Annotated in this window: 5 protein-coding genes; 1 reads left to right on the top strand and 4 read right to left on the bottom strand. The window is 36.9% G+C overall.

The genetic code is table 11. The annotated features are described in order from the left end of the window. Positions 1 to 309: 309 nt before the first annotated feature. Positions 310 to 3,015, bottom strand: coding sequence for a cation-translocating P-type ATPase (locus tag BK574_RS26085; RefSeq protein ID WP_075385590.1), 2,706 nt, complete (start codon positions 3,013 to 3,015; stop codon positions 310 to 312). 301 nt (positions 3,016 to 3,316) lie between these two features. Here BK574_RS26085 and BK574_RS26080 point away from each other — a divergent pair, with 301 nt between their 5' ends. Beyond that, the gene (locus BK574_RS26080) at positions 3,317 to 5,026 is read left to right on the top strand and encodes an Rqc2 family fibronectin-binding protein (protein WP_078430681.1); all 1,710 of its coding nucleotides are present in this window, start codon (positions 3,317 to 3,319) and stop codon (positions 5,024 to 5,026) included. 283 nt (positions 5,027 to 5,309) lie between these two features. On the opposite strand, the gene BK574_RS26075 is transcribed toward BK574_RS26080, so the two are convergent. Genes BK574_RS26075 through BK574_RS26065 form a run of 3 tightly spaced genes read right to left on the bottom strand, consistent with a single transcriptional unit; the run spans position 5,310 to position 14,695 of the window. Beyond that, positions 5,310 to 9,149, bottom strand: a complete 3,840-nt coding sequence (locus tag BK574_RS26075; protein WP_078430680.1) for a hypothetical protein — start codon at positions 9,147 to 9,149, stop codon at positions 5,310 to 5,312. After that, complete coding sequence (locus tag BK574_RS26070; RefSeq protein ID WP_078430679.1) at positions 9,146 to 11,323, bottom strand: hypothetical protein; 2,178 nt, start codon at positions 11,321 to 11,323, stop codon at positions 9,146 to 9,148. The genes BK574_RS26075 and BK574_RS26070 overlap by 4 nt, the downstream gene beginning before the upstream one ends. A gap of 12 nt (positions 11,324 to 11,335) precedes the next feature. Further along, complete coding sequence (locus BK574_RS26065) at positions 11,336 to 14,695, bottom strand: tubulin-like doman-containing protein (protein WP_078430678.1); 3,360 nt, start codon at positions 14,693 to 14,695, stop codon at positions 11,336 to 11,338. Between the last annotated feature and the right edge of the window lie 4 nt (positions 14,696 to 14,699).

Below are 14,699 nucleotides of genomic sequence, written 5' to 3'. Positions count from 1 at the left end.
TCTATCTAATTTTACCATCTTCAACGATAAAGTGAAACTCCATTCAGTGGGAGGTTTCCTTCACCCACACTGATGGTAGTTGAGTCTTATCGGTGTAGGCCAGACAAATGTTCTATTAGAAGCATTAGTCCTTGTTTATATCCTCCTAGAACTGCTGGCGTTTATCCTTCTTTTTTTTCCAATACTTTGTCTTCCTTCAAGTAGGAGTATGGATGTCAGTTAAACAGGGTAAAAAAGAAAGGCTGTTAGAGGTAAAAAGTTACCTTTAACAGCCTAACGAAACTTTATTAAAATAGCAAGTCTGAAAACTTAGCGCTTACCAAACAATTGACCTGCCCCAAGTACTACAGTCGGAATGGCAGCCATACCGAGAATAAGAAGCCAGTCACGAGCATCCATGAACGTCGTATGGAAAACTGTTTGGAGTGGTGGATAGTAAATGACGGCAAGCATGAGTAAAATGGACGAGATTACCGCAATAACGAGATACATATTTTCAAAAGGATTTCGATGATATACAGAATATTCACTACGACAATCAAAAACATGAATAAGCTGTGCCATAACGAGTGTAACAAACGCTACTGTTTGAGCCTTAGTTAAATCATCTGGGTTCGCATTCAATGTTACCATGAACGCAATAAGTGTTACGATCCCAATCATAAACCCACGACTTATTATTTTCCATGCTAGTCCTCTAGCAAAAACGCCTTCATCAGGACTTCGAGGTGGTCGTTTCATCACGTCGCCTTCTGCTTTATCCATCCCTAACGCCATTGCAGGTAAACCATCTGTCACGAGGTTAATCCATAAAATTTGAATCGCAACGAGAGGTAAAGGTAACCCTAAGATCATCGCAAATAACATAACGAGAATTTCCCCAACATTGGAAGCGAGCATGTAACGGATAAATTTACGAATATTTTCGTATATATTCCGCCCTTCTTTTATTGCAGCTTTTATCGTTGCAAAATTATCGTCGCTTAAGATTAGAGATGAAGCTTCTTTTGCAACATCCGTGCCTGTAATACCCATTGCTATACCAATATTAGCTGCTTTAATGGCGGGTGCATCATTAACACCATCACCTGTCATTGCAACAATATGTCCTCGCGCTTGTAACGCTTTAACAATCTTTAATTTATGCTCTGGAGAAACGCGAGCAAAAACATACACGTCGTCCACGATTTCTTCGAGCTGTTGAACACTAATCCTCGATAAGGTTTGCCCGTCTAACACTTTTCCGTTTTCAGGAAGAATATCTAGTTGTTTTGCTATCGCCCGAGCTGTAATCGCATGATCTCCAGTAATCATAATTGTCTTAATCCCAGCCTCACGACATTCACGTATAGAATCTCGCACTTCTGGTCGTGGTGGATCAATCATTCCTTCAAGACCGATGAACGTTAATTCCTTTTCTACATCTAAAGGATGATCTACTTTATCCGCATTCGTCAGTGGACGATAAGCAATCGCTATTGTTCGTAGTGCTTGGCTAGCTAGTGTTGTAATTGCATCTTCAACTAACGTTCGACTACGATTTGTCATCTCTTCTTCGCGCGAATTCACAAAGATATTTTTACTATTTGCAAGGATAACATCTGGTGCACCTTTGGTTATAGCAAACCTTTTTCCATTTTTGTCTTGAACAATTATCGTCATCATCTTTCGTGTAGATTCAAAAGGAAACTCTTTCAAAATAGTAAATTGTTTTTTAAGTCCTGTTGACGAAACTCCTGCTTTCATTGCTGCGACAACGAGTGCTCCTTCTGTTGGGTCGCCGTCTAGTATATATTCAGTTTTCTTCTTTTTTAATAAACCTTCATTTACAGGTTTCTCATTTACTTTAGCGTTATTACATAAGTAACCGAACGCTAACATTTGTTGGAGTGCCCGTTCACTTTGAATATTGACTTTTTCACCATTAGCTAAGAAATCTCCTGTAGGCTCATAACCTGTTCCTGTCACATGCCACGTCTTACCGCCGATCCAAAGGTGAGTCACTGTCATTTTATTTTGTGTTAACGTTCCTGTTTTATCAGAACAAATCACAGAGGCACAACCTAATGTTTCAACCGCTGGTAATTTACGCACGATCGCTTTTCGCTTAATCATTCGCTGAACACCGAGTGCTAATGCAACCGTAACAATGGCAGGTAAACCTTCGGGAATTGCTGCTACCGCTAACGATACACCCGCGAGGAACATCGTGTAAACATCATGCCCTTGATACACACCAATAAGAACAACGAGGGCAGTTAGGAGTAATGCAACACCAATTAGAATTTTTCCTAATTGTTCGAGTTTTCTTTGTAAAGGCGTAACTAATGTTTCAGTGGACTGAAGCAAGTGGGCAATCTTTCCCATCTCTGTTTTCATTCCAGTAGCAACAATGACACCAATTCCATTTCCTTGAGTAACAAGTGTTCCCATGAATGCCATGTTCGCTTGATCACCAAGTTCAAGTTCTTCTCCTTGTAAGACCTTTTCACTTTTTTGGACAGGCACCGATTCTCCTGTCAGTGACGATTCCTCAATTTGAAGACCATTCACTTGTAAAAGACGCAAATCAGCGCCAATCCTATCCCCACTCGTAATTTTAACGATATCACCTACAACTGCCATACTCGACGGGATTTTCTTCCATTCACCGTTCCGAAGTACAATGAGTTGAGGCGCTGACAATTCTTTTAAAGCCGTTAATGACTTTTCTGCTTTTCTTTCTTGAACAAAACCTAATACACCATTTAATAAGATGATAATCATGATGGTTATCGCATCGATGTATTCACCTAATAAACCAGAAATAAGTGTCGCAGCAAGTAAGACAAGCACCATAAAATCTTTAAACTGTCCTAAAAAAACTAATAGTGCCGAAGGTTTTTCACCTTCATCCAATTTGTTTTCTCCATATTGTTTTAGTCGTTTTTGTGCCTCCTTATCTGATAAACCTTGTATTCCGTCTGTTCCTGTTGATCTTTCAACTTCATTTACCTCCATCTCATACCATTTCATGAAGACACCCCACATCTTGTACACTTTATACAAGCATCATATTCAGGCAAGTCCTAAAAAATGCTATACTGATGGTGGGAATGATTTAGAATTATAAATTTTTAGAGGATGTTCAATAAGTCTGGGAAAAATCTCTGTCGAATTTCTTCGTTGGTTTGCGGCTGTGTTCCTCACGTATTAACAGCATACGCTGTGGTACTCGCTACTGCACCACTTCGAACTTCTCGGGTCTTTTTGTCCTCCTTTATGAACTTATTTTAAGAACTTATTTTAAAAGATCGATGAGGAAGTTGGTGAACGTATGTCATTTGATGGATTAATGGCAAAAGCAATAACAAAAGAATTACAAGAAAAATTAGAAACGGGAAGAATTTCTCGTGTCTATCAACCTTATAAAACAGAGTTATTATTTACGATTCGAGCAAAAGGTACAAATCATTCTTTACTTCTATCTGCAAACCCTTCCTTTGCTAGGATCCATTTAACAACAGAAAAATATGAAAACCCTCAAGAACCTCCGATGTTCTGTATGCTTCTACGTAAACATTTAGAAGGAAGTTTTATTGAAAAAATAGAACAAATTGATATGGAACGGATTATCACAATCGATATTAAAGGAAAAGACGAGTTAGGAGATACAACGTATAAGACGTTAATTATTGAAATTATGGGGCGCCATAGTAATATTACACTCGTCGATAAAGATAGCAAAAAAATCATCGATAGTATCAAACATATTTCTCCATCGCAAAGTAGTGTTCGAACGGTATTACCTGGGCAAACATACGAATTTCCACCTGCGCAAGGGAAAATAAATCCTTTTTCAATCGATGAAGAAGGGTTACTTAGTAGACTTGATTTTAACCAAGGAAAATTAGATAAGCAAATACTCGAGACGTTTTCAGGTATATCACCACAAGTAACAAAAGAAATTGTTCATCGGGCCAAATTAACACAACAAAAGGCGGTTGCAGGAGCTTTTTTTGACGTGATTGGACCGTTAAAAAATAATAAATTTGAGCCACAGATGGTTTTGGCTCAGAACAAAGAAGCTTTTTCCCTTTTTCCACTTACGCACCTGCAAGGCGATGTACGATTTTTTACATCTGTAAGTGAGTTACTAGATCGCTTCTTCTTTGGAAAAGGAGAACGCGACCGCGTCAAACAGCAAGCCCATGATTTAGAACGTTTTTTACGAAATGAATTTCAAAAAAATGAAAAGAAAATCAAAAAACTTGAAAAAACATTAGTTGATGCCGAAAAGGCGCAAACGTACCAACGGTTCGGAGAACTATTAACGGCTAATCTTCACCTCGTAAAACGAGGTGATCAAGCAATTAACGTTCTCGACTATTATGATGAAAACGGCGCTACAGTATCGATTACATTAGACCCACAGAAATCACCGTCTGATAACGCTCAACATTATTTTCGTAAATACAATAAGGCAAAAAATTCTGTTGCCGTCGTCGAAGAACAAATCGAAAAAGCGAAACTAGAAATGCAGTATTTAGAACAACTCATACAACAAATGGAGGCGGCGTCACCGAAAGATATCGAGGAAATTCGAGAAGAACTAATTGAAGAAGGTTATGTGAGACGTCGTCAAAAAGACAGCAAGAAGAAGAAAAAACCGACAAAGCCCCAAATTGAGTCGTATGTTTCATCAACTGGCGTCGAATTTTTTGTTGGGAAAAATAATAAGCAAAACGAATATTTAACGAATCGATTAGCTCGTCAAGACGAGATATGGCTTCATACTAAAGACATCCCAGGCTCACATGTATTGATTCGCCATACTGACCCAGATGAAACGACATTAACAGAAGCAGCTACAGTCGCTGCCTTCTTTAGTAAAGCTCGGCAATCAAGCGGTGTTCCTGTCGATTACACAAAAATTCGCCACGTAAAAAAGCCCAACGGCTCCAAACCTGGTTTTGTAATTTATGACAATCAAACCACATTATATGTCACACCAAATGAAGATGTGGTGTTGAAATTACGTAAATAATAAGGTAATCATGATTAAAAGGACAGTCCCATTTTTATTTGGACTGTCCTTTCTCTTTTAAACATTAATTAAGTGGAAACTTCATTCATTGAGAGCTTTCCTTTATCCCCCACTGATTGTTAGTTCAGCCCACAAGATACGGATCACACAGATGTTGCCATAGGCGTAAGGGAACTTACCTGTAATAGGAACTTTATTTCCTCTTCACCTTTTCTATCCTCCAAGCCTTGGGTCGAGTTCTTAGCTCTAATAAATTAAGCTTCGCTAGTCAATTAATCCTACGTTACACTTCTTGTTGTATATAAATATCAAATGGCGTTTTTAAGAGTCGATTGTTTGCTAACCTTTCAACCATCATTTGATAGCCTCGACCGTATTCGTCGGTTCGATTGAGCAGCTGCTGATGAAGCATTTCCGCGTAATCCATTTCACCTAACGTTTCTGCAAAGTGAACTTCAATCCAACTCGCAAAGCCTTCAAGTTCTTCAAGTGTCATGTATTGAATATTTAAATAGTCAAATTGCCATACATGGGTCATTTCATGGGCAAACGTTAATAATGTCTGGATGCGTGGAGCACCATTTTCAATATAAACGGAAATGTTTTTCTCATCATCAATGACTGCTTTACCGACGATCCGAGGATCATAGTCATTGGTCGGAATAAATGGTAATCCGCTTAGCGCATGAAGTTGTTTCGCATTCATTAATTCAATATAGATATCTTTTCTTAATTGTACGCCAAATTGTTCAACAAAATAGCTCCTTACTTGTTCATAAAGGGATGATAGGTCAGCCACACGATTAATCGCACTTTGTTTACAATATTGACAACGGTGACGTCCATCATCTAATTCCTCAAATTCAGCTAATGGATATTGTCTTGCACAGAAATCACATTGTTTCATTTCCGTTTCTTCTATATCTTTCTGAACGATATGGTTTTTTTCAAAGGCCTGACGTACATTACTCAAAATATGATCCCCTAAAAAGTTCCGCACAAGTTTAGCTGCTTCTTCAATAGCAAATAACGAATTGACGGAATCTTTGCCGAATTTTAAGTACTTTTCATTTTTTGTAGGCTCTTTAAGCACCCATGTTAAATAATCTTCAAGAATTTCAATGATATGTGCACGGTTCATGAGAATACTTTCGATTAGACCGAGTTGTAAAGGCGAATCTTCAAACACATATAAAACAAGCTCATTTTCATTATTAGTTTCCTCAGACATTTCTAGTGTAGGAAAAATTTGTTTCATTTCGATATTTTCATTAAAAAAAGTCTCCTTCAATTGCGTCGAAACTTGAACATACATATAAGTGTTTGGATAAAGGGTATAAAACATTTCATTTAATAAGAATGAAAGTGTAAACGCGACTTTATCTTTTTCAACAAAAGCAGTTTGTAATGTGCGTAAAGTTATTTTTAAAACTTTCCCGTGAGAATACCTTCTTTTTACTTGTGACTGCTGTTCTTCTGTTAAAAAATGATATTTAGCTTTATTTTCATTAAACGTAATTTGTTGATCAAATGTGTAATAACCTTCTGTCATAACATTCACTTCTGCTTCAGCCAATTCAAATTGCCACTCCATCGTTGACCATTTTTCATATAGATTTTGCTCAGCATGTTTCCAATCCATTAATTGATACGTTCGATTTTGCCGGTACATGCCCGTATCCACAATTTTTTCGAAATTTACATTTAACGTAGCTAATTTCTCATCATAACTGCGAACACGATACAAGTGGCCATCAAAAGCATGAAGTTGCCCGAATAAATAGTTTTGATACAAATGCCCTTCAAATAGATGACCTAATACCTTACCTGCATGCGTTTTAATTTCTATAAACTGATGACGGTGTTCTAAAAGTCTTTCTCTAATTCTCGTCGTAATTTTATATGTAATTTCATCTTGGAACTTATTTTTGGCTGGGTAAAAAACGGAAGCTTTTCGCACTTCAATGGCATGACGATAATCTTCCCCCCGCTGAAAACATTCTTGAAATAACATATTTACTCCATCAATAATTGAACCCTTCTTAATATCAACACGGACAAGGTACGAGTGAACTTCCTCTTCCGTTAAATAGGATTGTGACATTCTTTCTAATAAAGCGTAAGCAGTTGCTGATTTCGTTTGTGCTAAGCGTGGTGCAATTGGAGATATTTTCCGATTATTATCTAAGTAAAAATCAATAGTAGCTGCTAAATAATCTCTTAATAAATAAGGCGGACTAACAATTTGCACGAATAAATCATTTTTCGCATTCGACCACCACTGTGATAGTGTATCAATTAAATTATAATTAACATCTCGCAATATTAAGAATGCATAATCACCGTATGGTACTAACCAGTACTGTTTATGAAATACACTCCTATGCCGGATCGTATCTAAAGCAACTGTCGGTACATCAATATTTTTCAACTGATCCTTATTATGGATCAGTTCTTCGATACTTTCATGAATTGGGTTTTTATCTTGGTAGATAAAGCGAATTTGTTCAATTTGATATTTTAATGCTAAAGCCGCCAAAACAGCTTCTGGTTCAATCGTACGATGGGTAAATCGCGGTAATATTGCTTTTTGAAAACGACCTTCCCCTTCTTTTTGCCAAATAATATAGAATAAATTTTTACTTCGTGAATTTCTAGCGTCCTTATTAACCATTGTCGTCTTTGTTACTTTCCGAGCGGACGTTTCCAAATCTTCATACCATTGCGATAACAGAATATACTGTGGACGTTTCTTCACGATATCTTCTAGTCGGTGAAAAAAAGTATGTAACAAAAGATTGTATTGCGAAATGATTTGCTCAGATTCTAAAATCAGTACAGCTTCATATTGCGTTGTACCGTTACCATTTTTAATAAAATCATAGCAAACGTTTTGTGTAATTTTATCCACGGAAACGATGAGCACATCCGTATCCACATTGTCTTCAAGCGCTTCGTCTAGTGATGAAATTTTCCATAAAAATTCAAATCCGTTGGATTGTTTGAATCCGTTTCTTAGCCACGTTTTACAATCATTGGTAGCCTCACTATTTTTCGTAATAACAAGTAGTTTTTTATTTTGCACGAGTAAATTTAATAATGCTGGAAAAAGAATATGTTCGATATGTCCGTAAACCGGGTCTTCAATAAGAACATCTTTTCCCTCTAAGAGTTGACCTAAAATTTCACTATCATTTGCTGATAGATTCACTTTTTTTGCCCGAAGTCTACGGCAAATTTCATCATACTGCTGTTTAATTTCGTTAGTTGAATGCATCATTTCTACGTGATAAGGCAATCCTTCCTGTATCGCTGAAGGGGATTTTATATAATCGTTTGCTAATATCCGATCTGGCCATTTCTCCTGATACTCTTCATAAAGTGCTTCATATTCGGTATGAATTTTACTTTCCACATCTCTACCTGTAATCGTTTCTTTTCGAAACTCAGGTGTTTTCCCACCTAAAAACCATGCACATTCCAACAATAAAATAATCGATAACGCAGGGTAGGTCGGTAAAAGTAGCATCAACCAATCAAATAATTGGACATGAATACTAACGATATAAAAGACGATCATTATTAGAGGAATGATACTCATCACTAAAAACAGTTTTCTAGGAAAAAACCATTCTGGTTTTAAGGTGACATCTCGAATATTTTGTTGATAAGCAATCGCAACCGTTCGATCTCCACCTTTTTTACGTATAAAACGTAAACGCCAATCTTCAGGTAAGGTTTGAACAAGTTTAGCAAATAGGTTCGCCCAAAAGCTTCTTTCTCCTATGGAGTGCCCTTTTTTCAATTTTCCTGTCACCCAAACTATTGTCTTATCTGAAAACTTCCAAGCTAACTTTACGCCTCCAAAAACTGAAAGTATGACAAAGTTATACAATAAAACCGTATGCCCTTCTAAACTAGGAAACAATGAAAACAAATAGGCAGTGACCGGATTGTTCATTATAAAGTCAGTCTTTATGACGATGAACGAAAATCCTACCGCTAATAATGGGAACGATATTTGTTTATATCGTTCATCTTTCTTATAGTTAGTAACAGCTAAAAAAAGAATGACCAAAATAAAACCAATTATTGAGTAAGTAATTAATTTCCATTCGCTCATAACTTATACACCTGATCTTTTTCAAATTTCAAACGTTCAAGCACAGTTAAATAACCACTATTATATGTTGACTTCTTTTGACCGATATGGAGATCGAACGAATTATTTTTTTGAACTGTCGACGAAACACAATCAAAAGGAGAATAGATCGGGTTATTTTCAATATTTTTTGTCACTTTAAACTTTGCATCAAAATGATGATACGAGTTTTGGTTTTCTTGATAAACCAATAATCCAAGGTTCCGAATTAAATTTTCACAGGATTCCAAATAATCCTGGATCTCACTTAAGTGGTAGCGATAAAGCGAATTCTCACGCTTCTCTTTGTCGTATTCTTCTTTGATAAGAAAATACTGTTGCATCGTTCGATACAATTCGTACAGCTTATTTAAATATTGATTGTATTGACTTTGACGACTGAGCTGTTCATCATACAGTTTCTTCTTTTCCGATTTAGTAATTGAAATAATTTTTTCAATTGGTTTAACCATTTTTTGTTTTACTATATAACCACACGACAATACCGCAATTGCTGTCAATAATGGAATCACTAAAAAGTCTAACCATTTTTCTTGAAATAACAAGAACTCCCAATTTTGAACATATAAATGGGGGCCTAGTAAGAACAACATTGATAATGATAAAGCAACTGCAACTTGCTTTTTGGTTGGGGATGCTTTAACGTGAATATCCATTTCAAAGTTTGCCTTTTCTGCATACGTTTCCCAACTCGAGTCTAGTTCAGAAACACCAGGTCCAATTTCCTCTAATTCCGAATAAATGACATCCATTTGCTGCTGAAGCTCCTCCATATACTCATGAAGATCAACTTGTTCATCACGAGTAATAGGCTTCTGCCTTTTAATTACCGATAATACATCGGCTCCTTTTGCAGCTTCTCTTAACATCGAGCGTTCACGTCGTTGTAACTCCTCTTCAACTTCTTGTACAAATACTTCCCATGTTTGATAATACGTTTTTTGGTTTCGTACCTTAAAAGGAGGTACTGAAAAGTCAGGTTCCGTTAAAAAATTAGCCGTGTGAGGCGTTACTTTTATCGGTTCAAACCTACGTTTCATAATTGACTTTCGTTGTAAAATTTGATTTTCTACTTTTGTTGCCGCGGTTTGAAGACTAGCAGAGTAATCAGACAATAGCTGTTCTAACTCGGCATCATTGACCACTGTAAGCAATTCGTATGTTGTTCCCTTTGGCAACTTTTTTATGAACTCGTTCGTTGTTGTAATTGCATTGATAAACAGCGCAACCGATAATAATGCTTTGGTTCTTCGTTCAACGGAATGAATGGAAGACAATTGACGAATGACTCTAAAATCAGAAATGACAGAAGGGAGCGCAATTTTTTCTTTTAAAATGTTCTCAAGTAATTGACCTGGAGAAAAAGCATCAATTTCTTTTGGAAGAGGCCGTTTCTGTAACATCGTCGTCACTTGATTTACAAACATTTCTTCAATTTCAGTTAACATCTCAGTAGATAAAACGTTTGCTTTATGTAGTACAGGTTCAATTTCAAGATTTTCTGCATATCGTTTTTTTTCATGTATTTGTGTCTGAAATCTGTCAATTACTCTTGTTCGTTTATCGAAGAGTAATTCTAGAAAAGACGTGTTCGGTTTTTCTAGAAGACCTGCTTCTTGTAAATTTATAGGATTCCCCCATATTTCATTTAGTTCAGTAAGTTCTGAAGCTACAAACATATTTTGAGGGTTTCCAATTTTTTCCTCATCATGAAAATATCCAAAATTATCGATTTGCCAGTAGCTATGACTTATGCCATCTTCTGGTGCTTCCATAGAGTCTCGTCTTAACGGATCTAGTATTAGTGCTGTTACTGTTTGCGGACTCATATCATGATCAGTAAATTTTCGTAACCATGTTTCTTTAATTTGATTCAGCTGGACTGTTAACCTCTTGTTACTATACATCGGCGAAGGGATGTACATCATAACGACAAAATTCCAGTGAGAAATTCTTTGCTGAATTAAATGGTGAATAATATCGTTATAAACCGTTTCGATGTCATCTTCTCGATTAAAGTTAGGTTTACATTGAAAAAAAGACAGCAGCCCAGAAGATTGGGCCTTATAGAAAAAAGGTTCTATAAGGTGCCAATCTTGGGGCTGATCTTGTAAATGTATAACAATAGTATGCATTGGTCATCATCCTTATGAATGCTGCTTGAGCTTACGAATGGTATTATCAATTGTATTTTTCCAATTGGAATATTCTGATGAGCCTTCATCCGAAATTTGACGGAAAGTTGAATCGAGCCATAGTTCTTCGATCATTGCTGCTGCATCGATTTGCGCTTGATACGCACGATGGTTACCATAAATCGCTTTATAATAATTAACAATTTCATTTAATAAACGGGTACGTAGACGCGTACCTCTTTCAGGGAGTGCTTCATTTCCTAATCCTTCAGTTTCATAAGCTAGCGTAATATCAAGAATACTAGAAATGCTATCTTTTTGTATTGATATTTGTTTTGCCCCTTGAATGAAAGCATGCTCTAAAATGTTAGCTGATCGACGTTTGTCATGCAGCTTTTGTTCTTCTGCTCTTTCTAAAATTTCTTCATAAATGGCTGGATTATGATTTAAAGCCTGGTGAAGATTGTATGTTTCTTCTGTTACGACAGCTCCACTTTTCAAGATGAGTGAAGAGCCAGATAACCCGTTATATTGATAAACGAAACGCCCAGCATCTCGAACGAGCACTAACCAGCCATGAATTAACCCTAACAGTAGAGCGCGATCGTTTCTTTCTGTATCCAACTCCACTTGTTGAGGGTTTAAATCTGGCATAAACGCTGGTAAATGCCAACGACGATCTAAATGCGGTGTTACTGTTGCTTCACCACGGTTTAACCGATCAATTCTTCTACGGTAAGCTTCGTAATAAACACCAGGCTGACGATTGTGTAAGTCCGAACTGTCTCCAGAGGAAAACTTAGCAAAGTCTTTCACTCCTAACCCATAATGAGCACGGTAACAAACGACTTCGTATTTGGAAAATGCATCATCTTTCACTTCTTTTCCTTCAAACACTTCTTGACTACTGCTTTCTCCTAAGTCTTGTAAACTCTCGGAATGAATTCCCCAGAATTTAAGTTCACGATGTTCTTCAATTTTTGGAATAAACGGACTCGCCAAATGGTCAAGTTGTGAAATTCGCTTTTCGATGTATTTCGTTGGTTCTTCACCTTTATACGCAGCTTCACGACGTAAAGCTTGAATGACCGTTAAATCAAGACGATCACGGTATCTAGACGTCAACTCTTCACGACAATATCCTAATACATTTTCTCGATACAATTCCTCAACTTTAATCTCTTCAATATAATTTGTATACGTTTGTTCATTTCGTTTACAATATTGGCGGTAATGACTTAAATAGATTTGTTGAGATATATCTTCTGGCAATGTTCCTTGATCGACTGATGAACGTAAGCTTTCCCACGTTTGGTCTAAAAACTCTCTTGTTGCTAAGACAAATTCTTTCGTTTGATCGGTGCTGTTTTCATATTGAACTGAACGTTGATTAATCTCAGCTAGCAAACTATCTCGGGTATCTTTTAAGTTTTCAAAGAAACGTTCCCAATCACGAATCATACTTTGAACAGCTTGATCGACTGACGTATATACGAGTTCTAATAGTAACCCTTTTTTATAACGGTTTAAAGTGTTTAAATGTCTTGAAGACTTTTGCGCATATTCGTCTATAAAAACTTTAAATTCGTTTTTAAATAGACTTCCTAATAAACCTTGCTTTAGGGCAGTGTCTACTCTTTGTAGTGCGTTTTCAATCGTCTCTGTGTCTTTAATGTTGAAAGCTTCTTTATATTGGTCAATCTCCTTCTTCATCGTTTCATTATCTTTACGTAGCTTAAGAATCCGTTGATTTATTTCATCACTAATTTGATATAGCATAAACCTCGTCGCAACAGGATGAAGTGGACTTGGTTTTTGCATAAACCACGTATTCAAACGATAGTCTTGACCTTCCGCACCACTTGGAGCATCACAATCTTGATCAACAATTTGGTGAGTAATAAATGTACGATACTCATAGACTTTTTTGTTAATTTGTTCATTATAAAAACTCAAGGCTGATTCAATCTTTCCAATTTCTCGCTTTGTTTGTTGTTTTAATTTTAAATTTCCTTCATTTACGCGACAATTGGATTCAAATACACGTAATTCGGGATCACCTGCTAAAACTTGGTCAACTCTAGCCTCTACTGCATTAACAAAACGTGTAGCTTTTGCTTCACCAAGCTTTCCTTGATCTAATTCTTCTCGAACTTGTTGATACACTTGCTTGAAGAACTGTTGAGGTTTATCATCGTTTACGAGTTGTTCTAAATTCCACATATAACGTTTCCCACGCTCTGGACGTTCTCGATTAATCCCCCTACGAAGGTCTAATTCATAACGGTGACGTTCGTCTTCAAACATACGATCTAACATTAACCAAGAATCATCAAGACCCGAAGCTGCCCAACGCAATGCACAGTATTCCACAACATCTTCATACGGATAAGTTAATGTTGCCGCCCCTGCTCCACAATATCTTCCTTGTCCTTCTGAACGGATGATTTCTAAGATTTGATTATCTTCTTGCGAAAAATGTTTAGCAGAAATAGGGCTAAACAATTGCAAATAAATAGTTCTCGCCATTTGATCAATGTAATGTGAAACAGAATTTAAGTGTTGTCCACGTAAGTTCTCATAATCATATAAAAAGGCAAAGTCAAACGGTAATTGTCTTTCTGTAATTGCATGAGTAGTTCGACCTTCAAGGTCAACTTGGTTCGGACGATATTCTAAATCTATGGTTACATCTGTTTCACTTGCTAACTGATTAGCAGCACTCATCGTAATCGCATTTAACTCTTTTAAACTCGCATAGCCATTAGCACGTACCGATTCCCATTCACGTTCATCTAACGTATTAGTCCGAACTAATACATCTGGCAATAGAAAAGCTCCACGTACTAAAACACTGGAGTGACCAAATTTCCGCTCAAGCATTTCACGCAAGTACATCGCTACTTGTAGGAATATACCCGACCCTGTTCCACCTACCATTGAACTAATGATAATTACACGGACTCCGTATGTCATCGCGTCACTGTTCACTGGAAAAATACTGTCTATTCCTTCCCAGAGAGAATTCATTTTTCCTTCTCCCATTGCCGCACGAAAAGCTAAACGAGAAACTGATCGAATTTGCCCCGCTCCTTCGGTCATCGTCTTTTTACGTAAATGAGGATTATCAGGGAACCACGTTAATAACGAGGGATTTTGATGTAAATATTCACCGACCGACTTTCTTGTACTTGTTTGCGTAATATTATTTGCGATGTGTTCCATTTTTTTTATCGTGTTAACATCCGTGTCAAAAGCATGGATTGCGACATTCCCTCTACTTTCAACAGGAATTCGACCGTAAACCGTATTGGCAATAGAACTTCCTAGTCCACCTAATCCAACTAATATAGTAGGTACATTATGACTCATATTT

The sequence above is a fragment of the Alkalihalobacterium alkalinitrilicum genome (assembly GCF_002019605.1).
GTDB lineage: Bacteria > Bacillota > Bacilli > Bacillales > Bacillaceae_F > Alkalihalobacterium > Alkalihalobacterium alkalinitrilicum.
The sequence above is the reverse complement of the archived record's forward strand: the minus strand, read 5'-3'. Positions and strand labels throughout refer to the sequence as shown.